The organism is Gordonia sp. p3-SID1431 (assembly GCF_025143765.1).
GTDB classification, from domain to species: domain Bacteria; phylum Actinomycetota; class Actinomycetes; order Mycobacteriales; family Mycobacteriaceae; genus Gordonia; species Gordonia hongkongensis.
This window is the reverse complement of the sequence record NZ_JAMBDT010000015.1, coordinates 37,028-61,134: the sequence shown is the minus strand read 5'-3', so window position 1 is coordinate 61,134 and position 24,107 is coordinate 37,028. Positions and strand designations below refer to the sequence as shown.

Annotated in this window: 24 protein-coding genes; 7 read left to right on the top strand and 17 right to left on the bottom strand. The window is 69.8% G+C overall.

Annotation, left to right across the window (positions count from 1 at the left end):
* Window positions 1–57 precede the first annotated feature (57 nt).
* Genes M4D77_RS06280 through M4D77_RS06265 form a run of 4 tightly spaced genes read right to left on the bottom strand, consistent with a single transcriptional unit; the run spans window position 58 to window position 3,319 of the window.
* Window positions 58–846, bottom strand: coding sequence for an exodeoxyribonuclease III (locus tag M4D77_RS06280; RefSeq protein ID WP_259935785.1), 789 nt, complete (start codon window positions 844–846; stop codon window positions 58–60).
* Window positions 843–1,838 (bottom strand): GNAT family N-acetyltransferase, encoded by a 996-nt coding sequence (locus M4D77_RS06275; protein ID WP_068970672.1) that lies wholly within the window; start codon window positions 1,836–1,838, stop codon window positions 843–845. The genes M4D77_RS06280 and M4D77_RS06275 overlap by 4 nt, the downstream gene beginning before the upstream one ends.
* Window positions 1,839–1,850: 12 nt before the next feature.
* Window positions 1,851–2,453, bottom strand: a complete 603-nt coding sequence (locus M4D77_RS06270) for a peptide deformylase (protein WP_068970680.1) — start codon at window positions 2,451–2,453, stop codon at window positions 1,851–1,853.
* Between the two features lie 20 nt (window positions 2,454–2,473).
* Complete coding sequence (locus M4D77_RS06265; RefSeq protein WP_259935784.1) at window positions 2,474–3,319, bottom strand: triacylglycerol lipase; 846 nt, start codon at window positions 3,317–3,319, stop codon at window positions 2,474–2,476.
* Window positions 3,320–3,593: 274 nt separating this feature from the next.
* Between M4D77_RS06265 and M4D77_RS06260 the strand changes: the two genes are divergently transcribed.
* The 4 genes from M4D77_RS06260 (at window position 3,594) to M4D77_RS06245 (ending at window position 6,418) form a co-directional block, all read left to right on the top strand.
* The gene (locus tag M4D77_RS06260; protein ID WP_065630471.1) at window positions 3,594–3,959 is read left to right on the top strand and encodes a DUF3263 domain-containing protein; all 366 of its coding nucleotides are present in this window, start codon (window positions 3,594–3,596) and stop codon (window positions 3,957–3,959) included.
* 47 nt (window positions 3,960–4,006) lie between these two features.
* Window positions 4,007–4,492 (top strand): LytR C-terminal domain-containing protein, encoded by a 486-nt coding sequence (locus M4D77_RS06255; RefSeq protein WP_065630470.1) that lies wholly within the window; start codon window positions 4,007–4,009, stop codon window positions 4,490–4,492.
* Between the two features lie 84 nt (window positions 4,493–4,576).
* On the top strand, window positions 4,577–5,257 hold the full coding sequence (locus tag M4D77_RS06250) for a superoxide dismutase family protein (RefSeq protein ID WP_259935783.1): 681 nt from the start codon (window positions 4,577–4,579) through the stop codon (window positions 5,255–5,257).
* Window positions 5,258–5,290: 33 nt separating this feature from the next.
* Window positions 5,291–6,418, top strand: a complete 1,128-nt coding sequence (locus M4D77_RS06245) for a glutamate--cysteine ligase (RefSeq protein WP_058251353.1) — start codon at window positions 5,291–5,293, stop codon at window positions 6,416–6,418.
* 38 nt (window positions 6,419–6,456) lie between these two features.
* On the opposite strand, the gene M4D77_RS06240 is transcribed toward M4D77_RS06245, so the two are convergent.
* On the bottom strand, window positions 6,457–6,846 hold the full coding sequence (locus M4D77_RS06240) for a DUF1304 domain-containing protein (protein ID WP_058251352.1): 390 nt from the start codon (window positions 6,844–6,846) through the stop codon (window positions 6,457–6,459).
* A 96-nt stretch (window positions 6,847–6,942) separates the two neighbouring features.
* Here M4D77_RS06240 and M4D77_RS06235 point away from each other — a divergent pair, with 96 nt between their 5' ends.
* Complete coding sequence (locus M4D77_RS06235; RefSeq protein WP_065630104.1) at window positions 6,943–7,587, top strand: TetR/AcrR family transcriptional regulator; 645 nt, start codon at window positions 6,943–6,945, stop codon at window positions 7,585–7,587.
* On the opposite strand, the gene mnhG is transcribed toward M4D77_RS06235, so the two are convergent.
* Genes mnhG through M4D77_RS06205 form a run of 6 tightly spaced genes read right to left on the bottom strand, consistent with a single transcriptional unit; the run spans window position 7,547 to window position 14,360 of the window.
* Complete coding sequence (gene mnhG, locus M4D77_RS06230; protein ID WP_068970673.1) at window positions 7,547–7,879, bottom strand: monovalent cation/H(+) antiporter subunit G; 333 nt, start codon at window positions 7,877–7,879, stop codon at window positions 7,547–7,549. The two genes, M4D77_RS06235 and mnhG, sit on opposite strands and share 41 nt — an antisense overlap.
* The gene (locus tag M4D77_RS06225) at window positions 7,876–8,139 is read right to left on the bottom strand and encodes a monovalent cation/H+ antiporter complex subunit F (protein ID WP_058251350.1); all 264 of its coding nucleotides are present in this window, start codon (window positions 8,137–8,139) and stop codon (window positions 7,876–7,878) included. The genes mnhG and M4D77_RS06225 overlap by 4 nt, the downstream gene beginning before the upstream one ends.
* A complete protein-coding gene (locus M4D77_RS06220) occupies window positions 8,136–8,993 on the bottom strand; it encodes a Na+/H+ antiporter subunit E (RefSeq protein WP_259935782.1) in 858 nt (285 codons plus the stop codon). Before M4D77_RS06220 ends, M4D77_RS06225 begins: the two co-directional genes overlap by 4 nt.
* Complete coding sequence (locus M4D77_RS06215; protein WP_137808587.1) at window positions 8,990–10,606, bottom strand: Na+/H+ antiporter subunit D; 1,617 nt, start codon at window positions 10,604–10,606, stop codon at window positions 8,990–8,992. Before M4D77_RS06215 ends, M4D77_RS06220 begins: the two co-directional genes overlap by 4 nt.
* On the bottom strand, window positions 10,603–11,418 hold the full coding sequence (locus M4D77_RS06210) for a Na(+)/H(+) antiporter subunit C (protein WP_259935781.1): 816 nt from the start codon (window positions 11,416–11,418) through the stop codon (window positions 10,603–10,605). Before M4D77_RS06210 ends, M4D77_RS06215 begins: the two co-directional genes overlap by 4 nt.
* Entirely contained in the window at window positions 11,415–14,360 is a 2,946-nt protein-coding gene (locus M4D77_RS06205; protein WP_259935780.1) for a Na+/H+ antiporter subunit A, read from the bottom strand. Before M4D77_RS06205 ends, M4D77_RS06210 begins: the two co-directional genes overlap by 4 nt.
* Before the next feature lie 73 nt (window positions 14,361–14,433).
* On the opposite strand from M4D77_RS06205, the gene M4D77_RS06200 reads away from it, so the two are divergent.
* Window positions 14,434–14,862, top strand: a complete 429-nt coding sequence (locus M4D77_RS06200; RefSeq protein WP_137808584.1) for a hypothetical protein — start codon at window positions 14,434–14,436, stop codon at window positions 14,860–14,862.
* Window positions 14,863–14,870: 8 nt separating this feature from the next.
* Here the strand turns inward: M4D77_RS06200 and M4D77_RS06195 are convergent, their stop codons facing one another.
* The 6 genes from M4D77_RS06195 to glp all read right to left on the bottom strand — a co-directional run bounded on the left by M4D77_RS06195 (window position 14,871) and on the right by glp (window position 23,039).
* Window positions 14,871–15,728 (bottom strand): universal stress protein, encoded by an 858-nt coding sequence (locus M4D77_RS06195; RefSeq protein WP_259935779.1) that lies wholly within the window; start codon window positions 15,726–15,728, stop codon window positions 14,871–14,873.
* Window positions 15,725–17,404 carry an MDR family MFS transporter gene (locus M4D77_RS06190; RefSeq protein WP_259935778.1) on the bottom strand — a complete coding sequence of 560 codons (1,680 nt, stop codon included), beginning with the start codon at window positions 17,402–17,404 and terminating at the stop codon, window positions 15,725–15,727. Before M4D77_RS06190 ends, M4D77_RS06195 begins: the two co-directional genes overlap by 4 nt.
* Window positions 17,405–17,597: 193 nt before the next feature.
* Window positions 17,598–19,892, bottom strand: coding sequence for an AAA family ATPase (locus M4D77_RS06185; protein ID WP_259935777.1), 2,295 nt, complete (start codon window positions 19,890–19,892; stop codon window positions 17,598–17,600).
* Window positions 19,889–20,935, bottom strand: a complete 1,047-nt coding sequence (locus M4D77_RS06180) for a phosphatidylcholine/phosphatidylserine synthase (protein WP_259935776.1) — start codon at window positions 20,933–20,935, stop codon at window positions 19,889–19,891. Before M4D77_RS06180 ends, M4D77_RS06185 begins: the two co-directional genes overlap by 4 nt.
* A gap of 26 nt (window positions 20,936–20,961) precedes the next feature.
* Window positions 20,962–21,693: a phosphatidylserine decarboxylase gene (locus M4D77_RS06175; protein ID WP_058251340.1), complete on the bottom strand. Its 732-nt coding sequence runs from the start codon at window positions 21,691–21,693 to the stop codon at window positions 20,962–20,964.
* Between the two features lie 104 nt (window positions 21,694–21,797).
* A complete protein-coding gene (gene glp / locus M4D77_RS06170) occupies window positions 21,798–23,039 on the bottom strand; it encodes a gephyrin-like molybdotransferase Glp (RefSeq protein WP_259935775.1) in 1,242 nt (413 codons plus the stop codon).
* A gap of 99 nt (window positions 23,040–23,138) precedes the next feature.
* On the opposite strand from glp, the gene M4D77_RS06165 reads away from it, so the two are divergent.
* Complete coding sequence (locus M4D77_RS06165) at window positions 23,139–23,939, top strand: HAD-IIA family hydrolase (RefSeq protein ID WP_259935787.1); 801 nt, start codon at window positions 23,139–23,141, stop codon at window positions 23,937–23,939.
* Window positions 23,940–24,107 lie beyond the last annotated feature (168 nt).

Below are 24,107 nucleotides of genomic sequence, written 5' to 3'. Positions count from 1 at the left end.
CTCAGGGAGCATGGGGGGGTTCGCACCTGAGGGAGTAGTTGTGTTGCGCAGCCGGGATCAGTCGGCGACGTCGAAGACCACCGGGGCGTGATCGCTGGCGCCCTTCGCTTTTCGCGCGGCACGATCGACAACGGCGCCCATGATGCGGGTGTCGAGAGCGGGCGAGCAGAACGCGTAGTCGATGCGCATGCCCTCGTTCCGGGGGAACCGCAGCTGGGTGTAGTCCCAGAAGGTGTACCCCGGGGCGTACGGAAGGGCCGAGTCGACGAGGCCGGCCTCCAGAAACCCCTGCACTGCAGCGCGTTCGGGTGGGGTCACGTGTGTGCGTCCCTCGAAGTACTCGCGATCCCACACGTCGTCGTCGGTCTGGGCGACGTTCCAGTCGCCGGCGAGCATCATGTCCGCGGCGGGGTCGTGGGCCAGCCGCAGGGTGATGTGATTCCGCAGCGCGTCGAGCCAGGCGAGCTTGTACGTGTAGTGCGGGTCGTCGGGTGTCCTGCCGTTGGGTACATAGAGGCTCCAGACGCGAACACCGTTGCAGCGCGCGGAGATCGACCGCGCCTCCCGGATCGGCTGGCCGTCGACCGGGTGCGTCGGCACGCCGTCGAAGGAGATCTCGACCTCGTCGAGCCCGACCCGTGAGGCGATCGCGACACCGTTGTAGGCGCCTTGCCCGACGTGCGCGACGTCGTAACCGGCGGCGAGGAAACTCATCAGCGGGAACGCGTCGTCGTGACACTTGGTCTCCTGCATCGCGAGAACGTCGACGCCGGCGGTCTCCGCCCAGGCGACGACGGACTCGGACCGGGCGCGGATCGAGTTGACGTTCCAGGTGGCGATCCTCATCGGATGTCCTCCGACGCGGCCGGCACGTGCGGTGTCACATAGCGATAGGTGTGATGCAGCCCGAAACCCAGGCGGCGATACCACGATCCGGCCAACCGGTTGGTGGACTCGACCTGCAGGTAGACCGAGTCGGCGCCCTGCTCGACCCCCCACGCCGTCAGCGCCGCGACCACCGCGGAGGAGAGCCCGCCCCCGCGCGAGCCCGGGTCGGTCCACAGGGCGGTCAACCCCAGCCACCGGTGTCCGTCCGGCGACTCGGTCACCGAACCCCGCCCGATCGCTGCTGCATCGTCGACGGTCGCGAAGGTCATCGGGCCGTCCCCGGCGGTCACGACGCCGGCCACGGTGTCGAGTCCGCGCGACGCGCGCCCACCGGCGTATGCGCTCAACCAGCGGGTGTCCGGTTGCGGATCGAGTTGCACTGTCCGTCCGTGCATCTCGCCGGTGCGCGCGCGGAGCCCCGGCAGGTCGGCGGTCAGCATCTGTACCTCGACCCCGGGGTCTCCGGGAACGGAGCCCGACGGGATGAGGCGATCCGGGGAGGCGAGGAGCGGAGGGAGGCCGCGGTCGGCGTACCACTCACCGATATGTCGCAGGGTCGCGGCGTCGGGACGTGCGTGGCGTGCCAGGGGCACAGCCGAGTTGGCGCGTCTGCTGAAGCCGTGACCGGCCCGCAGGAGCCAGTCGTCGACCCACTCCGTCTCGACACCGGGCCAGGCGAGGGCGGCGGCGTGCTCGAGCGCGCGGATCTCGCTGTTGCGCACCGGTTTCGCGGACAACAGACGGACCGAGGTGATCGCCGCGAACGGGATCGACAACTCCTCGTCGTCGCGTCGTATCCGCAGCGGGTCGGAGTCGTCGAGCAGGACGCCCGTCACGTCCGACCGGGCGGCCGTGGGATCTCCCCGCCAATCGGCGGGGGTCGCATCGCCCAGCAGATAGCGAACGACGACGCGGTCGCCCGCGACGGCACCCGACAATGAGACCTCCACGCGGAAGCGGGATCAGTCGTCGTCGTGCCCGAACGGGTCGGCGACCTCGCCGGGCGTCCACGTCAGACCGGGGACCCCCCACTTGTTACGTTTGATCGCCTTCTTCGCGGCCCGGGCGTTGCGCCCCACGAGCACGTCGACGTAGAGGAAGCCGTCGAGGTGGCCGACCTCGTGCTGGAGCATCCGGGCGAAGAATCCCTCGCCCTCGATGACGACCTCGGTGCCGGTCCGGTCGGTGCCGGTGACGCGGGCCCAGTCGGCACGGCCGGTGGGGAACTGCTCACCCGGCACCGACAGGCATCCCTCGTCGTTGTCGTCGGGATCCGGCATGGTCTCGGGGATCTCGGAGGTCTCGAGGACCGGGTTGATGACCTCGCCGCGGCGGCGGGCCGCTGAGCGGTCGCCGTCGGGGCAGTCGTAGACGAACACCCGGGACCCGACGCCCACCTGATTGGCGGCCAGGCCCACACCGTGGGCGGCGTCCATGGTGTCGTACATGTCGTCGATGAGGCCGACGACCTCGTCGGACGGACGGCCGTCCGCGTCGAGGGGGACCGGAGTGGTCGGCTGGTGCAGGACCGGCTCGCCCACGATGCAGATCGGGAGAATCGCCATGGCGATCACCTTAGCGCTGCTCAGGGCGCAGGAACGACGCCGGGTACGGCGTCGCGGATGGCGTCACCGGCAGGGCCGGGAATGCCGGGGAACAGCGTCGACTGCCAGTCGAAGCTGTCGACCGGCTCGGTCACCACCGAGCCCGCGCACGACCCGCGCAGCGACGTCCGCACGTTGGCGATGATCGTCGGGTCGCGCATCTCGATGACGTGGTCGTACCCGGTGTTCGCCAGGGGGACGGGGGAGTATGCGCGGCACTGTGCGGTTCCGTCGAGGCGACCGTCGGTCCATTCGCCGTCGCTCTGCACCACCGAGTACCGGGTGGGGCCGGGGGCGTCGGGACCATGGTTGAGCTCGGTGACCGCGTCGGCGTACATGCAGGTGTCGTAACCGCCGTCGCGCGGCTGCGCGCAACCGCCGGGCGAGCCGTACTGGGCGGTCCCGATCGCGACGTACTCGTCGACGACGTCGGACCCGCCGAGGAACTTCAGGTAGTGCCGGGCGCCGAGCCCGCCCGCACTGTGGGTGACGAGCCCGATCGACTTCGCGGTGCCGGCGAAAGGTGCGATCGTCCGCTGGATCAGCCGGGCGTCGGACGCCACGTCGCGTCCCCCGGCGTGCGCGTACACCACGGTGTTCCCGTCGGCGCGGATCGCCTCGGCCAGCGGACGGAACGTTTCCTCGTTCTGTGCGTTGCCGGCGTAGAGCTGCTGGCCGGGCACGATGACCACGACGCGCTCGGCGGGCGCGGCGGCAGCGGGCGCGGCGAGTGCCGCGGTCGCGACGGCGGCCGTGGAGGCCAGCGCCGCGATGGCTCCCAACACTGCTCGCCGGGTCCTCGCCACCCCGGATCCGGTTGTCGTCATCCCGACCGTCGTCATCTCTGTCCCCCCGCCTCGACCCATCCCGGACGGGGATGGGTGAGGGCAGCCTAACAGTGGCCGCCGTCCGACGGAATGGTCGTGATGCGCGCCGTGGCGAGTCACACCGCGATCGGACCGGCCCGCCGTGGTTAGATTGGCTGCGAACCACACCGCTGTCATTCGTCTCCGTGAGGAGACGTCCGCGCCCGCGTCGCGTCGCGAATAGGTGCACGTCAGCGGTGGTGTGAGGTCGTCGACTGGTATCTGAGGGAGTGAGATGGACGGCGCAGCTGCGCGTAGCCAGAAACAGGGCGATCAAACCACCCCCGGCCAGGACGCAGAGGCCGGGGCGGCCGGCCGGCCGGTCGATCCGCACGAGGTCGGTGCGGACGGTCTGACCCGCCGCGAACACGACATCCTCGCGTTCGAGCGCCAGTGGTGGAAGTACGCCGGCGCCAAGGAAGAAGCGATCAAAGAGCTGTTCGGTTTGTCGGCGACCCGGTACTACCAGGTGCTCAACGCGCTGGTCGACCGGCCGGAGGCGCTCGCGGCCGATCCGATGCTCGTCAAGCGGCTCCGGCGCCTGCGCGCGACCCGTCAGAAGGCCCGTGCGGCGCGCCGTCTGGGCTTCGAGATCACCTGAGACGCTGAACCCGGTCGCCCTCGCGCGGTGCGTTAAGGTCGTCGGTGATGAATGCAGATCGTGAGCCCAATCGCCTGCCGCTTCGTGCGGGGGCGATGATGCTCTTCGCAGTCGCCGTGGTCTTCATCGGCCTCGGCTGGCATTCCGCGGCGACCGCCGGGAACGACGCCCCGACGACCGAGGCCGCGACGACCGTGAGTTCGTCGCCCACGTCGACGCCGGCGTCCACGAGCGCGGCGTCGACCGACAAGCGGCTCTGCGTGATCAACGCCGGCCAAGTCGCGGGCCTCGCCTCGGACGTCACCGATCTGCTGGAGGCCAGGGGCTACCAGATGGCGGAGCCCGGCAACTACACCGCGGGCGGGTTCAGCGAGAACACGGTCTTCCACGAGGACGACACGGACAAGGCCCAGGCCGACGAGGTCGCCGAGGCACTCGGCGGCCAGGTCGCGGTCGAGGAGCGGCCGGCCTCGTTCACCCGGTGCCGCGGAGGCATCCCGGTGGTCGTGGTGACCGCGGTCAGCGGCGCATGACCCGGGCCGAGCCGCGAACCTCTGAATCACGAAACAGCTGAACCGAGAATAACGAAAACCACTGTCCGCCAACCAAGGAGTGACATGTCCGGACGTTCCACACTCGCCGCGCCCCGCGCTCTCGCCGCGTTGTTCTCCGCAGGACTGATCGGCGTGACACTGGCCGGGTGCAGCCCCGACCAGGAGCCCACGGACGTCCCGGGCACGACGCCGCCCGTCGTCAGCGATGCGCCGCTCCCGCCGGGCGCCGAGGACGACGTCGACGGCGAGCCCAGCGGCCAGATCGCCGTCGCCGAGATCAAGGACACCTCCGGCGACGTCGTCGGCCAAGCAACCTTCACCGCGGCCACCGAAACCGCCGAGCCGGTCACCATCAACGTGCGCGTCACCGCCGGTGAGCTGCCGGCCGGGTTCCACGGCATGCACATCCACGAGACCGGCACCTGTGACGCGGGCGCCGGCGGCTCGCAGGCGTTCACCTCGGCGGGCGGACACCTGCAGGTGGACGGCAACACCGACCATCCCTCGAGCGGGGATCTGATCTCGATCAACATCCTCGAGGACCACACCGGCCGGACGGTCACCACGACCGACGCGGTGACGATCCAGCAGCTGATCGGCAAGTCGATCATGATCCATGAGAAGCCCGACAACTTCGGGAACATCCCGGCCGACAAGTACCCGGGCGGACCGAACCCCGACACCCTGCGGACCGGCGACGCCGGCGCACGCATCGCGTGCGGTGTCATCGAAGAGGAGAGCTAGGGGTTCTGGCGCCGTCCGACGCCACCTGAGCACATGACACCGATCGAGTTCGACGGGTCACCGACCCCCACCCTCGGGGTCGAATGGGAGTTCGCCCTGACCGACAAGGGAACCGGCGACCTGTCGAACTCGGCGGCGGCGCTCTTCGCCGCCGTCGGCGAACACCATCCCGACTTCGCGGGCAGAATCCACAAGGAGCTGCTGCGGAACACCGTCGAGTTGGTGACCGGCATCTGCCGGACCGCGGGCGAGGCGATCGCCGACCTCACGGGCACGCTCGGCGTGGTGCGGGGGCTGACCGAGGACCTCGGCGTCGATCTGTACGGCGCCGGTACGCATCCGTTCGCGGAGTACTCGACCCAACTGCTCACCGAGGGGCACCGATACGCGGAGCTGATCGAGCGCACCCAGTGGTGGGGGCGGCAGATGCTGATCTGGGGCGTTCACGTCCACGTCGGGATCAGCCACCGCGACAAGGTGTTACCCGTTCTCGACGCGCTCCTGAACTACTATCCGCACCTGCTCGCGCTGTCTTCGTCGTCGCCGATGTGGGCCGGTCAGGACACCGGATACGCGAGCAATCGAGCCATGATGTTCCAGCAACTCCCGACCGCCGGGCTGCCGTTCCAGTTCGAGACCTGGGAGCAGTTCGAGGCCTTCGTCGCAGACCAGAAGACGACCGGGATCATCGACCATCTCAACGAGATCCGCTGGGACATCCGGCCTTCCCCGCATCTGGGGACCATCGAGGTCCGCGTGTGCGACGGCATGACCAACCTCGGCGAGCTGTCGGCGATCGTCGCGCTCATCCACTGCCTGGTCGTCGACCTGGACCGGCGGTTCTCGGCGGGCGAGAAGCTGCCGACGATGGCGCCCTGGCTCGTCCAGGAGAACAAATGGCGGGCAGCCCGCTACGGACTCGACGCCATCGTCATCCTCGACTCCGACTGCACCGAGAAACTCGTGACCGAGGACCTCACCGCTCTGCTCGAACGACTCGAACCGATTGCGCGCGAACTCGATTGCGTCGACGAGCTGGCCGGCGTCGAGCGCATCATCGCCCAGGGCGCGAGCTATCAGCGGCAGCGTGACGTGCATCGTCGCACCGGTTCGCTACGCGAGGTGGTCGCGTCGGTGGTCGCCGAGCTGGACGCTCCCTGATCTCAGTCGGCGCGAGATCCGGGAGGCAGGGCCCGGGCTCAGAGGGCCAGACCAATGGCGAGCACGACGATTCCGAGAGCGGGAACCACACCCTGCTTCAGTGCGGCCGCGATCTTGTCGGGGCTCGACAGCGCCAGCACAAGTGCCGCGGCCGCCATCGAGGCCGTGCCGGTGATGACGAGTGTTGCACCGATCGCGATGGATCCGCCGATGACAAAGGCGATCCCGACGAACACGGCGATCGCGAGGAACAGGTTGTAGAACCCCTGGTTGAACGCCAGTTCCTTTTGTGCGCTCGCCTGTTCCACCGTTCCGGTGCCGAACGTCGCGCGTGCGCGCGCGCTCGTCCATGCGATGGACTCCAGATAGAAGATGAAGACGTGGACGAGCGCCGCGATCGCGGCGAGCACCAGACCTGCGATGACCATTTCGTACTCCTCGTTGTCGACGGGCCCGTCGGAGAATAGTGTTCCGATCGGTCTAAAATACCGGAGGGCGACGACAGAGAGGTGGGCGGCCGGCGAATGGGACGGATTCAGGAGTTCGACACGACCGAGGTCGTCCGGGCCGCCCGCGGGATCTTCTGGCAGCGGGGATACGAGAGCGCGTCGCTTCCCGACCTGGAACGGGCGACCGGAATCGGGCGATCGAGTCTCTACCATGCCTTCGGATCGAAGCGGGGTCTCTTCGACGCCGCCGTACAGAGCTATCTCGACGAGGTGGTCCGCCCGCGGCTGCGTCCCCTGACCGGCGGCACCGTTGCGCCTGACGCCGTCGAGAACTACCTGAGCGGGCTGCGATCGGCGCTGACCGATGACACCTCCCCGGCGTGCGAGGGCTGTCTGCTCATCAACACCGCCGGTGCCCCCATCGGCCGCGACGCCGCCGTCGCTCGGACCATCGCCGACTATCGCGACGAGCTGCGGGGGGCGGTGGGGTCCGGTGTGCGGGCCAGCTCGCCCGAGCTTGATGACGATCGACAGGCAGTCCTCGCCGACGCCGTGACGGCCCTGGTCATCGCCGCACTTGCGCTCGTGCGGGTCGTTCCCGGGGAAGCCGCCCGGGGCATCGACACCGCGCTCGCGCTGGTCCGTGAGGCGCGAGGGGCGTCGGACGATCGGTCCGCAGTCAGTCCCGGTCCGGTGACTCCATGTCCCGCTGATCCATGAGCCCGTCGCGGGCCCGTTGCTCCTGGTATGCGAGCCGGCCGATCCGATGCGCCACGACGGGCGCGGTGATCAGGGCGAAGAGCCCGGCGAGAATCAGCATCCCGCTGTCGACGTTGTCGCCGAGCCGGAGCACGGCGCCCAGCAGGATGAGGAGCAGGCCGAAGGTCTGCGGTTTGGTGGCCGCGTGCATCCGGCTCAGGGTGTCCGGGAACCGGACGAGTCCGATGGCGGCGGTGACCGCCATCAGGCATCCGAGGAGCAGCAGCGTCGCGCTGACGATGTCGATGATCATGTCTGGTCGTCCCGGACTCGGAACCGCGCGATCGACACCGACCCGACGAAGCTGAGGAGGGCCAGGGCCACGATCGCCGGGACCACCGTCGAATCACGGCTGAACGCCGCCCAGGTCCCCAGGCCGCACATGCACAGCGCGATGAGCACGTCGAGTGCGACGAGTCGGTCGAGCGTCGTCGGGCCGCGCAGGATGCGGATCATCGTCAGCACCGCGGCGACGAGCAGCATGGCGGCGGCGATCGTCCAGACGTAGCTCATGAGTCACCTCGTTCCCGCTCGGGCTCGCCCTGTCGACGTTCCGGTTCGGTGTCGTCGATCGACCGGGCGTTGTCCACCGACCGGTCCACCGTGCGGACGTGGTGGAAGTCCTCGTCGATGCCGTGGAACGGACTCGGATGCCATTCGCTGTCCCGCTCGAACGCCTTGATGAACATCCGCTCGACATAGGCGACCTGATCGTAGAAGGCCCGCACCTTCTTCTCCGAACGGACGTCGAAGACGTGCACGTAGAGCATCCGGCGTCGATGGTCGATCTCCAGGACCATGGTGCCCGGCACCAGGTTGAGGTAGTCGACGGCCAGGGTCAGCACCATGTCGGACTTGATCGCGACGCGCACCCGTACCACGGCGCCCAGCGGTGGCCGGCCGGGACGGATGGCCATCCAGCCGATCTGCACACTCGACACGAAGAAGTCGACGATCAGACGGCCGACGAGCTGCAGTACCGACAGGGGATGGATACGGCCCTCGACCGGGACCCGCGGCAACGGCAGCACCGTCAGCACCAGGATCGCCAGCACGATCCCTGCGATCACATTGGCCCAGGACAGCGTGCCCCACAGCAGGACCCAGACGAACGTCAGCCACGCGATGGTCCACAACCGGACCGCGACCTCGCGGCCGTCGCTGCCCAGCCACCTGGGCACACGGGTGTGCGTGCGCAACCACACCAGCGCGGCGACGAAGTGCCAGAAGACGAACAGCAGCGACACGCGCCACACGTTGATGATCAGGGACAGGACCGGTCCCTTGGTCGAGACGACCGGCGGCCGCCGTTTGGGCGTCGCGGATGCTCCGCGGGCGCGGTCGTCGGCTCGATCCTGCGCGCTCATCGGGTACCACCCACTCCCAGCACGGCGTCGACGTAGACGGCGCGGTCGACGACGTCGGTCGCCGCGTGGTCGGTGAAGTCGAAGATGGGCCCGGCCCAGAGGGTGAGCACGAGTCCCGCGGCCACCATCGCCATCGTCGGCAGCACCATCATCACGGGCATCCGACCGACGTCCTCACGGTCGGAGAACGCGGCGTCGTCGGCGCTCTCGTCGATGAGCGCGGACGGGCCCTTGTCGGCGAGATCGCCTTCGGGGGCGTCGGCGCGCGGTCGCCAGAACCCCTTGGTCCAGATGCGGGCCATGACGTAGAGGGTGAGCAGGCTGGTGACCACCGACCCGGCGACGAGGATCCAGGCCAGCACGGACCCGTCCTGGGTGCCCGCCTCGAGGAGGGCGACCTTGCCGATGAAACCGGAGAACGGTGGGATGCCGCTGAGATTTAGCGCGGGCACCAGGAACAGGACGGCCAGCAGGGGGCTGGCGATGAGCCCGCCCAGGCGGCGGAGCGAGGCCGAACCGGCTTGACGTTCGATCAGGCCGACGACCAGGAACAGCGTCGTCTGCACGAGGATGTGGTGGGCGACGTAGTAGATCGCCGCCGACATCCCGAGGTCCGACGACAGCGCGATGCCGAAGATCATGTAGCCGATGTGGCTGACGAGGGTGAACGACAGCAGTCGCTTGATGTCGGCCTGGGCGATCGCGCCGAAGATGCCCACGAGCATCGTCAACAGGCCGGCGACCAGCAGCACCGCGTCCATCGTGCCGCCGGGGAACAGCAGCGAGTGGGCGCGCACGATCGCGTACACACCGACCTTGGTGAGCAGGCCGGCGAACACCGCCGTGACGGGTGCCGGCGCGGTGGGGTAGGAGTCGGGTAGCCACGTCGACAGCGGGAACACCGCGGCCTTGATGCCGAACGCCACGAGCAGCACCGCGAACAGCGCGTTGCGGGTCCCGTCGGGGACGTCGTCGAGGCGCACGGCCATCTCGGCGAGGTTGAGGGTGCCGGTCGTCGCGTACGCGAACGCGATGCCCGCGAGGAAGATCAGCGACGACACCATCGACACCATCACGTACGACGCACCGGCGCGGACGCGTTCGGCACTGGCCCCCAGGGTGAGCAGCACGTAACTCGCGGTCAGCAGGATCTCGAACGAGACGTACAGGTTGAACAGGTCGCCGGCGAGGAACGCGTTGCAGACACCCGCGGTCAGGATGAGGTAGGTCGGCAGGAAGATCGACGTCGGCTGCTGGGCCGTGCCGTCACGGATACCCTGCCCGATCGCGTACACGACGACGCACAGCAGCACGATCGTCGAGACGACGAGCATCAGGGCCGCGAGCTGGTCGACGACCAGCGTGATCCCGAGCGGTCCGTTCGGGTAGCCCTTGTCTCCCCAGCCGCCGATCGCGACCGCGAAGGTCCCGTGGCGGTCGGTCAGGTACAGCATCAGGCACGACGCGACGAACGCGACGGTGATGGCGACGATCGACACCGCCCGCTGGATCTTGGGGCTGCGGCCGAGCAGCAGCGACACGGCGGCAGCGCCCAGCGGCACCAGCGTCGGCAGCGTGATCAGGACGGGGATCCATGACTCCTGCGGGGTCATCGGTCACCCCCGTCCTCGTCGGCGTGCTTCTTGTCGTGGTCTGCGCGGTTCTTCTTGTCCGGCCCGACCACGTCGCGGTCCGGCATCTCACGCTGGTCGATGACGTCGGGGTCGGCGTCGTCCTCGCCGGACCCGTCGGGAGGTGCGACGGCCGACTTGGGACCGACCTCGTCGGGACCGAGTTCGCCCGGCCCGTACACGTCCGGCCCGTCCTCGCGGGCGGCGGTCTGCGCCGAGGTCTCGGGATCGGGCTCCTCCTCCGCGCCGCCGATCTCGTCGACGACGTCGGAGTCCGTCGGCATGATGTCGGTCTCGTAGAGCGCGGCGTGCCGGGCGGCGGCCTCCTCCGCGGTGAGCGGATTGCCCTTGTCGTCGAAGTGATCGCCGGTCGGGGTGTCGGAGTGGGTCAGTGGATCGTCGCTGCGATCGCGGTCGGGTGCCGTCCCCAGCGATCCGCTCAAGATCTTGACGTCCTCCTCGTCGTCCTCGACGTCGTCGTCGTCCCGATTGATCACGAACAGCCGGTAGACCAGCGCCAGGACGAACGCGGCGACGCCCATCATGATCACGATCGCGGTCAGGACCATGCCCTGCGCGAGGGGATCGGCGTCGGACGCCCGGTTCTCCGACGACCGGCCCATGATCGGCGGGTTCCCCATGCCGCCCGACACGACGATGATCATCAGGTTGAGCGCATTGCCGACGAGCAGGAGCCCGAAGAGCATCCGGACCAGACTGCGTTCCATCAGCAGGTACACGCCGCACGCCGCCATCGCGCCGACGACCAGCATCAGCGAGAGATTCGTGGTCATCGGCTCACCTGCTCGCCGGTGGTACTCGCGGCGTCGTCCGCCGCGGTGTCGCCACGCGAGTTCTCGATGCGCGCCGCGGTGCGGGCGATCGTGGTCTCCACATCGAGACGCGCGCCGAGACTTCGCAGCACGTCCAGGACGAGCCCGACAACGATCAGGTAGATGCCGAGGTCGAAGAACAGGGCGGTCACGAACTTGATGTCGCCGAGGACCGGGACGGTGACCTCGAAGACCGCCGACGAGAGTGCGGGGGCGCCGAGGAACATCGAGACGATCGCCGTGGTCGCCGAGACGGCCAGGCCGGCGCCCAGGATGCGGCCGGGCTCGATCGGCAGCGCCTCACCGAGTTCGTAGCGTCCGCCCGCCAGGTAGCGGAGGACGAGCGCGAGACCCATCGTCAGGCCGCCGGCGAAGCCACCGCCCGGCGCATTGTGGCCGGCGTAGAAGAAGTAGATCGACAGCACGACCATCGTCGGGAACAGCAATCGCGTCGTGGCCTCGAGAACCATCGACCGGTGGCGCGGGTCGCGCAGTCCGGAACCGAGGAGCCACGTGGTGCGGTCCGGTGGGACGTGATCGTCGTCGTCCCCGTTGTCGCCGGCCTGCAGCCGGGCGGCGTCGGCCACGCGTGGTGCCGCACCGAAGCGGCGGTTGCGGAAGACCATCGACGCGACGCCGGTGGCGGCCGCGATGAGCACCGACACCTCGCCGAGGGTGTCCCAGGCGCGGATGTCGACGAGCAGGACGTTGACGGCGTTGGCGCCGTGGCCGTAGTCGTAGGCGGCCTCGGGCAGGTCGACGTGGAGCGGTTCGGTCGAGCGCGCGGACGCCGCGAACAACCCGATCAGGACCAGCATGGCGCCGAAGGCGAGCCCGATGAGGGCGCGCAGCGGCTTGAAGCCGGTTGCGTGCCGCTTCTCCGGTTCGGCGGGCAGCTTGCGCAGCACCAGCACGAAGATGACCAGGGTGAGCGTCTCGACGAGGAACTGGGTGAGCGCGAGGTCGGGGGCGCCGTACAGCGCGAACAGCATCGCGCAGCCGTAACCGGTGATCCCGACGACGAGGGTCGCCGCGAGGCGGTTGCGGAGCAGCACGGCGGCCAACGACGCGGCGACGATGCACCCGCCGATCACTAGCTGGACCGGCTTGGCGTCGTAGTCGATGCTCAGTCGGTCGCGAGCGCCGGCGAACAGCACGATGGTCGGCAGCAGGATCGCGGTGCACAGGATGACGCCCTGCGTCACCGGCAGTGACCCGCGCTGGGTGTTGCGCGTCAGCAGCAGCGACAGGGTGTCGGCTCCGCGCAGCGTCGCGTCGTAGATGCGGTCGGCGTTCACCAGCGGGCGGAAGCCGAAGACGCGGTCGCGGACCCGGCGGATACCGAGGAACAGCAGGGCGCCGCCGACGATGACGATGATCGAGAACACGACGGGAAGGCCGAACCCGTGCCACAGCGCGAGATGCTCGAGTTCGTGCCCGTACCCGTCGAGGGTCTCGGCGTACGGCTCGAAGAGAGCGCCGAGCTGCGGGCTGAACACACCGGCCGCCACACCGGCCGCGGCGAGCGCCACGGGCGAGAAGTAGAAGGGCCACTTCGGCGGGTGCATCTTGGCGACCGCCGGACTCGGGGTGCTGCGCACCTTGCGGCCGAACGCGCCCCACAGGAAGCGGAGCGTGTAGGCACAGGTGATGATCGAGCCGACCAGCAAGATGATGTCGACGGCGTGGGCCTGCCACGAGACGAACGCCCCGGTCTCCCACACCGAGGCGAAAGCTGTTTCCTTGCCGACGAATCCGAGGGTGACGGGGATGCCGGCCATGCTCGCCCCGGCGACCGCGGCGGTGATCGCCAGCCCCGGGAGACGATGGCCGAGCCGGGCGAGTTTGCGGACATCGCGGGTACCGGTGGAGTGGTCGATGATGCCGACGACCATGAACAGCGACGCTTTGAACAACGCGTGCGCGACGAGCATCGCGATGCCCGCCATGGCGACGTTCGCGTCACCGATGCCGACCAGCACGGCCATGAAGCCGAGCTGGGACACCGTGCCGAACGCGAGGATGAGTTTGAGGTCGAGCTCGCGCAGCGAGCGCCATCCGCCGAGCACCATCGTCACCAGGCCGAGCCCCACCACGGCGATCTGCCAACTGATCGTCACCGAGAAAGCAGGGGCCAGACGGGCGATGAGGTAGATGCCGGCCTTGACCATCGCGGCCGCGTGCAGGTACGCGCTGACCGGGGTCGGTGCGGCCATGGCGCCGGGCAGCCAGAAGTGGAACGGGACGATGGCCGATTTGGTGAGCGCGCCGATCAGCAGCAGGACCACCGCGATGTCGACGTACACACCGGTCGGCGGTGCCGAGACGATCTCCGACAGCAGGTAGGTGCCCGACCGCTCGCCCAGCATGATGATGCCGACGAGCATGGCCAGACCGCCGAACGTGGTGACCAGCAGCGCCTGGGTGGCCGACCGTCGAGCCGTCGCGCGCACCCCGTAGAACCCGACCAGCATGAACGAGAGCACGGTCGTGAGCTCCCAGAACACGTACAGCACCAGCATGTTGTCGGAGATGACGAGGCCGAACATGGCCGCGGCGAACGCGACCATCTCGCCGCCGAACACGGCGACGCGGGGACGGGCGTCGTCGAAGTAGTGGGCGCAGTAGCAGAGGACGAGCGCACCGACCCCGAGGATCAGCACCGACAGGATGGCGGTCAGGGTGTCGAAGCGGGTGGCGATGTCCATCTGGAGTGATGGGACCCAGCTGACGGTCTCGACCCGGGCGGCAGCCGCATCGGCCGGCGGCCAGTTGAGCACGACCCAGATCAGCGCGCCGAGGGGCGCCAGTGCGAGAACGTAGAAACCGCGCGTACCCATCCAATGGATGACTGCGGGCGCGACGAGTGCGCACACTGCCAACGCAGCCAACACAGAGATCAAAAGGGCACTCCGTCTTTCTCCCGGCGGGGTGTCACGGGCGAACACCCGCGGTGGCTACTTTACCGTTGCCCGTATGTTCCGGTTCGACTGGCTCCGGCGTACCGCCGTCAGCATCGCCGCTGTCCTGCTGGTGTTCGGCCTCGTGGCGGGTTGTGCGGACGAGGAGCAGGCCGGCCCCGACGGCGTCCCGTTGCCGTCGGATTTCCCGGCTGCGCAGGTCCCGCTCATCGACGGTCACGTGCTCTCGGCGAGCGGCAGTCGCTCCGACGGTTGGGAGGTCGCGGTGCAGGGCCCGGCCAACGCGGGCAATCAGCTCGAGGCCGCGACCGAGACGCTCACCGAGGCCGGCTACGTCGAATCGCACCGTTCGACCGAGGGCGGACAGTCGGTCGTCGTGCTGTCGGCGACCAAGGAGGGTTCGACCTACTGGGTCCAGATCGGCGCGTCCCCGCAGGCCGCGGGCGGTGGGTCGTCGGTCTTCTATCTGGTCAACGTGGAGTAGGCATCGCACTAGCTCGTCGACCCGCGGTCGAGGTGACCGGACCGACTGTGATCGACGATCGCGATCGGGCATCGCGTGTGGTGCTGAGCGGCGCGCGCCACCGACCCCGCCCAGGTCGCGAAGGTGCTCCCGGCCCGGGGGCGGGTCACGACCAGAAGCGAGGCCTGCGGAACCGCCTCGCCGACGGCCCTCGACGGGTTGCCGTTCACCAACTGCAGCGTCGTGTCGCGGTCGGGGAAGCGTCGGCGCCAGGGGTCGAGCAGCGCGTCGGCTCGCGCGTACAGCGCTTCGATCCGAGCGGGCGGGGCGTCGTCGGGGATCGCGCACACGATCGCCACGGGGTTGCCGGTGGCATCGGCGTACTCGAAGGCGGTCGACAGCGCGAGGTCGGACGGGGCGTCGGCATCGATGGCCGCGACGACCGGACCGCCCGTCGCGAGGTTGCCGTACGGAACCGTCACGACCGGGCATCGCGACCGGGCCGAGAGCGCGGAGCTGATGCTCCCGGTGGTGAGGCGTTCGATGAGGCCGGGTCGATGATGGCCGAGGACCATCAGATCGACCTGACCCGACAGCCTGGTGAGCAGGGGTATCGCGAAGTCGTGTTCGACGACGGTCTCGATGCGCAGGCCCGGACGCCGGGTGCCGAGACGGCCGGCCAGCGCGGTCAGGTGGGCGGCCGCTGCCTGCCGCGTGGCGGTGACGTCGAAGTCGAGTTCGAACTCGCTGAGTGGTTGCAGCGCAACGGCTGCCGCGAATCCGTGAATCAGTAGCAGGCGGTCCCCGTCGCGGGCCGAAGCGGCCGCCCAGTGAGCGGCCGCCTCGGATTCGGGACTCAGATCGACCCCGACGGCGATGGTGTTCATCGGGCGCGGGTGGCGTCGCCCGTCCGCGTCTCGCCGGCGATGGCGTCGTCCGCGACGGGACCGACCGCCGACGGTGCCACGGCTGCGGGCACGGCGACGTCGGCGACCGCCGCCTCCTGCGCGCGGCGCTCCTCGTCGCTGCTCATCGTCTTCAGCGCAACCTCCTTGATGAACGCGATGGCGATGAAGCTCAGGGCCGCCATGACCGCCGCGACCAGGAACACCCGGGCGGTGCCGTCGCCGTACGCGCCGCGCACGATGGCCGCGATCGGGGCGGGCAGTTCGTTCAGGTTCGCCAGCCCGGCACTGCCGCCGCTCGACGCACCGGCGCCGATGCCCAGCGCGCCGAGCCCCTTCGCGATGAGGTTGGTGACGTGGTTGGACAGGACCGCGCCGAGCACCGACACACCCGCGGCGCCGCCGAGTGAGCGGAAGAAGGTGACCGTCGAGGTCGCCGCACCGAGGTTGTCCGGGCTGACGTTGTTCTGTACCGCCAGCACGAGGTTCTGCATCGTCATGCCCATGCCGCAGCCCAGGATGAAGAGGAACACGCCGACCACGACCATGTCCGTGTGTGCGTCGATGGTCGCGAGCAGTCCGAAGCCGATCGTCATCATCGCGGCACCGGCCACGAGGAATCGCTTCCACCGCCCGTACCGGGTGATCAGGTTGCCCGACACGGTCGCCGACAGCATCGAACCGATGACCATCGGCAGCGTCAGCAGGCCGGCCGCGGTGGGGGAGTAGCCACGTGCGATCTGGAAGTACTGGCCGAGGAAGACCGCACCGCCGAACAGCGCGACGCCGACGCCGACGCTGGCGAGGGTGGCCAGGGTGGTGGTGCGGTCGCGGAAGATGTGCAGCGGGATGATCGGGCTGGAGACCTTCGACTCGACGAAGATCGCCAGGGCGAGGAGCACGACACCGAGTGCGACGAGTCCGTACGAGGTCAGCGAGGCCCAGTCGAAGTTCTTACCGGCCAGCGTCACCCAGATGAGCAGGGTGCTGACGCCCGAGGCGATGAGGGCGGCACCGAGGTAGTCGATGCTGACCTTCTTGCGGACCACCGGGACGTTCAGCGTGCGCTGGATGACAAGAAGGGCGATGACGGCGAGCGGGACGCAGACGTAGAACGTCCAGCGCCAGCCGAGCCAGCTGGTGTCGACGATGACGCCGCCGATGAGCGGACCGGCGACGGTCGCGACGGACATCACCGCGGCCATCGGGCCCTGGTAGCGGCCGCGTTCGCGCGGGCTGAACATCGTCGCCACGACGATCACCACCAGCGCCTGCAGGCCGCCGAGGCCCAGGCCCTGGATGACGCGGAAGCCGATCAGCATGTCGACCGAGGTGGAGAGCCCGGCGAGGACCGAACCCAGGGTGAACAGGAACAGCGCGCCCTGCACCAGGAGTTTCTTGCTGACCAGGTCGGCGAACTTGCCCCAGATGGGCGTGGTCGCGGTGGACGCGAGCAGGGTCGCGGTGATGACCCAGGTGTACTGGTCCTGGGTGCCGTGCAGGTCGGTGATGATCGTCGGCAGGGCGTTGGACACCACGGTCGACGACAGGAACGCGACGAACATGCCGAGCAGGAGGCCGATGAGGGCCTCGATCTTCTGACGATGCGTCATCGGCACCTCTTCGGCCGGCGCCATCGCGGACGCGGGTGCACTCATATGGCAAACCTCCGAGAAAGAGAGCTGCCCGCGACGAGGAGACGGGCGGGCGGCGAAACGGCGCGCGCGGTGGCGCACCCGATTGGTTGATCGATGCAACTATAAGTCGTGATGGTTGCAACCAACAACTATCGGAGGTTATTCCGGGTGTGTTCCGGGACTCATTCAGACGCAGCGGGGAGCGCGGCGGTGCTCAGTCGAGCCGACGCTCGGCGTAAGCCTTGAGGTCGGCGACCTGCGCGGGATCGAGCGACGGCCGAACCCGCTTGCGGGCCTCCTCGACGTCGGCCACGGTCACCGCGGCGGCGTCGATGTCCCGGCGCATCGCCGACAGGGCGGCCTCGCGCAGCAGGGCCGAACAGTCGGCCGCCGAGTAGCCCTCGAGGTCGCCGGCCAACTCATCGAGGTCGACTCCGTCGAGTGGGACGTCGCGCCCGGTGGCGCGCAGGATGTCCCCGCGGGCGTCGGCGTCCGGCGGCGGCACGAAAACGAGCCGTTCCAGCCGCCCGGGCCGCAGCAGCGCCGGGTCGATGAGGTCGGGTCGGTTCGTCGCACCGAGCACCACGACGTCCTGGAGCGGTTCGACGCCGTCCAGTTCGGTCAGCAGCGCGGCGACCACCCGGTCGCCGACACCGGAGTCGGTGGACTGACCGCGGCGCGGTGCCAGCGCGTCGACCTCGTCGAGGAAGATCAGCGAGGGCGCCGACTCGCGGGCACGGGCGAACAGATCCCGCACCGCCTTCTCCGACGACCCGACCCACTTGTCCATCAGCTCGGCGCCCTTGACCGTGTGCACCGACAACTGACCCGACGCCGCGAGCGCGCGGACGACGAAGGTCTTGCCGCAGCCCGGCGGGCCGAACAGAAGCACTCCACGCGGCGGGTCGACGCCTAGCCGGGCGAAGGTGTCGGGGTGCTGCAGCGGCCACAGGACCGCTTCGGTCAGAGCCTGTTTCGTCTCGACCATGTCGCCGACGTCGGCGAGGGTGATCGAGCCCAGCGCAACTTCGGGGGAATCCGAGCGGGACACCGGCCGGATGACGTCGAGGGCGCCGACGAGATCCTCGGTGCGCAGCGACGGCGCGGACTTCTCGGCACTCGCGCGCGTCGCGGCGCGCAGCGCGGCCTCGCGGGCCAGCGCGGCGAGATCCCCGGCGACGAAACCGGGGGTGCGCGAGGCGACCGACGTGAGGTCGAGGTCGCCGTCGGTCGGGACGTTCGACAGGATCGCCGAGAGCAACCGCGCCCGGGTCGCGGCGTCGGGGAGGCCGATGACCAGTTCCCGGTCGCAGAGCGACGGGTCGCGCAACCGGGCGTCGAGGCGTACCGGTTCGGCGGTGGTCGCGATGAGTGCGATGCGGCCGTCGGCGATGCCGGAACGCAGTTCGTCGAGGATCAGTGCGGCGACGGGCTCGGGTTCGGCGGGTAACAGCGCGTCGACGTCGGTGATCAGCAGGACCCCGGCCGCCGCCCGGGTGCGGGCCACCGCGTCGGCGACCGTCCGCAGGCGGGTGTTGGCCTCCGTCGCGCCGACCGTCGGGCCGTCGATGGTCACCAGCGTGCGCGACGCGCACACCGAACGCACGAAGGTCGCCTTGCCGCCGCCGGCCGGGCCGCTGACCAGGACGCCGAGACGCGGTGTCGCACCGAGGGTGCGCAGCACCTCCGGCTCGTCGAGGGTGATGGTGAGCCACTCGGTGAGCTTGGTGATCTGGGAGTCCACGCCGACCAGCTCCGACACCGGCCGGACCGGGATCTCGGGCTCCCGGGCGGGCTCGCGGACCGGGCTGGGCGCGGCGGCCGGCCGCGGGCGGGAGTCGGACTCCGACACCATGCCGAGGGCGCCGGGGATCCGGGGTGAACCGGGACCGGTCCGATCGCCCAGCGGTGCCACCTCGCCCGCGGTGGTCGACCACAGCACGGCGGTGTTGGTCTGCACGCTGACCGGCGCCGACACCCGGCCACCCGCCGGCGGGCCGGGCTCGGTTGCCGTGACGGTGAGCAATTCGGTGGTCCAGGTGATCCCGACCGACCTGGCCAGCGCACGCGTGGCCTCGGTGGCGGCGAGCTCGGGACCGAGGTCGCGGGGGAGGAGCGAGACGGCGTCACCGACGGACAAGACCTTCCCCAGCAGCGCGCGGCGCAGCGTCGACTCGGTGATCGACTGGGTGGCCAGCGCCGAACCGCTCACCACCACCCGGCTCGCGCCCTGCACCTCAACGGGCGCCAGCACGACCGTCGAGTTCTCGCGGACACCGGCGTTGGAGAAGGCGATCTCGTCGAGGAGGGCGACGCCGGTCGGCGCGGAGGCCTCGGTCGAGGCCACCACGGCCGCCGTGACCCGTGCGCCGGTGATCGACACCGCGTCCCATTCCCGCAGCGAGAGGGCCGTCAACACCTCGGGATGCACGCGGATGATGCCGCGCCGCGCCTCGGCCGCCGAGGGATTGTGCCGCGCGGTCAGCGTGAGGGAGGCCGGTGTGCTCATTCGGGCTCGCTTTCGGTCGTCTCGCCGGGCGCGCCGACCACGGACCGGCCGGGGCCGGTGGGACGGTTCAGGCCCATACGGCCGAGGGAGTTGATGACCGGCCGACGGCGTCGACCTCCGGGCGACGTGGCACGCAGGGCCCGACGCTGTGCCCGACGTTCGGCCGGCTTGTCGTCCCAGTGCTCGGGCCGGGAGGCGACCCAGCGGCGCGCGCGCCACGCATACGGGATGTGCAGGACGTATCCGGCGATGGCGATCATCATCAGCACGTACGGGAAGGTCACCAGCAGTGCCGCGGCCGCGGCGACCAGCACCAGCAGGCCGGCCACCGCGCGTGCCGGGATCGACGCGGTCTTCAGCGAGGACGTCGGGACGCGACTGACGGCCAGGAAGGCGACGAAGATCAGCCACCCGCCGACGGCCGGCAACGACGTCCACCACCCGTCGCCGAACTGTTGCTCCAGCCCGATCGGCAGGAGCGCGCAGATCGCCGCGGCGGGCGCGGGGACACCGACGAAGAAATCCTTGGTGTACGCGGGTGCCTCGTCGTCGTCGAGCAGGGTGTTGAACCTCGCGAGGCGCAGGACGATGGCGCAGCAGTAGATCAGCGCGAGCACCCAGCCGAGGTCATGCCCGTCGATGAAATAGAAGTAGATGATCATCGCCGGGACCACACCGAAGTTGATCGCGTCGGCCAGCGAGTCGATCTCGGCGCCGATCCGGCTCGTGGCTCCCATCAGGCGTGCGACCCGACCGTCGATGCCGTCGAGGAACGCGGCCGCGACCAGGAGAGCCATCGCGGTGTCGACGTCGCCGTTGATCGCTGACCGCATGGCCGTCAGGCCCGCGCAGATCGCGAGGATCGTCAGCGACGACGGGATGACGATGCGGCTGGCCTGTGCCTGGCGCCGCAGACGCCGGCGCTCCGGCTCCCGCGGAACCGGATGTGTCTGTGCGTGCCGGCTGGCCGAGCGCGCGGTCGGGTTGCGCGCGGTGCGCGAGCCGGGGCGTCGCCGGCCGGGGTTCGTGCCGGGTGAGGTCATGTCGGTCGGGTTCACCGGGCCGGAGTTCACTGATCCAGGTACGCGAACGGGGTCTCGCCGCCGACCGCGCGCTGGCCGACCGAGACGCGGGGCCGGGTGCCGGCCGGGAAGTAGACGTCGACGCGCGATCCGAATCGGATGAGCCCGTAGGTCTCGCCGATCGTCAGCGAGTCCCCGACCGACGGCTCGCACACGATCCGACGGGCGACGAGACCGGCGATCTGCACGACCGCCAGCTCAGGGCCGGGCGTGCCGCCTGCGGCGGTGGTGCGGATGGTCATCGTGGTGCGCTCGTTGTCGCGGCTGGCCTCGGGGAGGTCGGCGGAGACGAACGCGCCGGGCGTGTGGGTCACAGTGGTCACCGTGCCCGCGATCGGCACGCGCTGCACGTGGACGTCGAAGATCGACAGGAAGGTCGAGACCCGGGGCAGCGGCTGTGTGCCCAGGCCGGACTCGGCGGGCGGGACAGCCTCGTCGACCAGGGCGATGGTCCCGTCCGCGGGGGCGACCACCACGCCGGGTTCGGTCGGGGTGACCCGCTTCGGATGCCGGAAGAAGGCTGCGCACGCGGCGGCGGTCAGCGTGGCCGGTCGGGCGATCCAGCGGTGTCGACGCCCGAGGAGCGCGACGGCTGCAGGCGCGGCGACGAACGGCACACCCGCCGGATGGATCGGAGGGATGGTCTCTCGGGCCAGATCGAGAAAATGGGCGACACGGCCGGTGTCACCGGAGCCGTCCGGACGCGGACGTCGGGCCACGATCAACCTCCTCTGGCCTGTGTCCAGGCCGGATAAATGGTGCGCACCGCATCGCCGGGTGCATCGGCGTCCACTCTAGAGCGCCGCGCCCGGAGACCTCGTCGTCAGCGCAGGACCAGCACGTCCACCAGGGTGCCCGCCTCGACCGCCTCGACGTCGGCGGGGACGTCGATGAGCGCGTCGGCCTCGGCGAGGTAGCGCAGGTGATGGGACGCCGGCGGGCCGATCGGGTCCACCCCGACCACCCCGTCGCGAGGCCCGGCGTCGAGCACGCCCCGCAGGAACTGTCGTTTGCCGCGGGGTGAGCGGATGTCGGCACCGAGACGGGCTCGGATCCGTTCCCGGTCGGCGGGCAGTGCCATCGCGGCCCGCAGCGCGGGCCGGATGAAGACCTCGAAGGACACGAGTGCACTGACGGGGTTGCCCGGCAGCGTGATGATCGGCACGCGCCGGCCGCGGGAGGAGGGGAAGTGGCCGCACCCCTGGGGCATGCCCGGCTGCATCGCAACCTTCACGAACTCGACGGTCCCGGTCGCCGACAGTGCGTCCTTCACCACCTCGAAGGCGCCGGCGCTGACACCGCCCGAGGTGATGATCAGATCGGCGTCGTCGGCGACCTCGTCGAGCCGCGCGGCGAAGTCCGCGGTGTTGTCGGGCACGAAGTGCAGGTGACGGCCGGCCGCGCCGGCCTCGATGACCGCGGCGGTCAGCATCGCGCCGTTGGACTCATAGATCTGCCCGTGGCGCAACGGTTTTCCGGGTTCGACGAGTTCGGAACCGGTGGACAGCACGACGACCCGCAGCCGTCGGGCGACGGTGATCTCGGCGAGGCCCAGTGCGGCGAGCAGGCCGATCTGCGGTGCGCCGATCACCGTGCCGGCCGGCAGCGCCCGGGTGCCGGCCTCGATGTCGGAGCCGCCGCGCCGGATGTGCCTGCCGCGCTCGGGTGCGGCGGTGAACGTGACGGTCGGCGCCGCGGCGACCGGGCCCACCACGGCGTCGGTCAGTTCGACCGGGACCACCGCGTCGGCGCCCGCGGGCATCGGGGCGCCGGTCATGATGCGGTGCGCGGTGCCCGGCTCGAGAGTGAGGTCGTCGGTGCGGCCGGCGGGGATGTCCGCGGCGACCGGCAGGGTGACCGGGGTGTCGGCGCTCGCGTCCGCGAGATCGTCGGCGCGGACCGCGAATCCGTCCATCGCGGAGTTGTCGAAGCCGGGCAGCGACAGCGGGGCGTCGACGTCGGTGAACGTGGCGAGACCCAGCGATTCGGGTACCGCGACCTCCGACGGTTCGGGTGCGCCGAACAACGCCGCGACGACGCGCTGATGCTCTACGACGGTACGCATGCGCTCAGCATGCCAGGTGTCGACGGGGACGATGCCGCCGTCCCGGCTCGTGGCCGGGCCGTCCTGCGACGCCGCTGGGCGAGGACTACATTCGTGCGCATGGCGCTGGGTCTGCTGTTCGACATCGACGGGGTGATGGTCACCTCGTGGCAGGCGCTGCCCGGCGCGGTCGAGGCGATCGCCGATCTCGCCGACCAGGGCATCCCGCGGATGTTCTTGACCAACACGACGTCCCGCTCGCGTGGCGAGATCGCCGAGGCGCTCAACGAATGCGGTTTCGAGGTGAAGCCGGACGAGATCCTGTCGGCCGCCAAGCTGACCGCCGAACACGTCGCCGCCACCTATCCGGGCAAGCGCGTGTGGGTGCTCAACCAGGGCCCGATCGCCGAGGACATGACCGGCGTGGAGTTGACCGACGACCCGGCGTCGGCCGAGGTGGTGGTACTCGGCGGCGCCGGCTCGGTGTTCACCCACGCGGCATTGTCCAAGGTCCTGGAGATGATGCTCGACGGGATTCCGGTGATCGCGATGCACCGGTCCATGACCTGGTCGACGGCGGACGGCCTGAGCATCGACACCGGGGTCTACCTCGAGGGCCTCGAAAAGGCTTCGGGCGCAAAGATCAAGGCGATCGGCAAACCGTCGCCGGTCGGTTTCCGGGCGGCCACCGAGGTCCTCGGTCTCGAGCCGACCCAGGTGGTGATGGTCGGCGACGACATGCACAACGACGTTCTCGGCGCCCAGGCGGCGGCGCTGATCGGGGTGCTGGTCCGCACCGGCAAGTTCCGCGAGGAGGCGCTGCATGCGTTGCAGCGTGACGAGTTCGGGCCCTACCCCGACCACATCATCGACTCGGTCGCCGACCTCCCCGAGCTCATCGGCAAGCTCAGCGGAACCTGATCCCCGCGCCTAAACCCGAGAGACCGACACAACCATTGCCCCCTGAGGTGCGAGGAGCGAAAGCGACGAGCCACGAAGGGTTGGCGACGCATCGCACAGGACCCTTCGTGACGGCCTCCGCAAGCTCCGGCCTCCTCAGGGAGCAGGGGGGCGAGCGTCTCCCCGCTC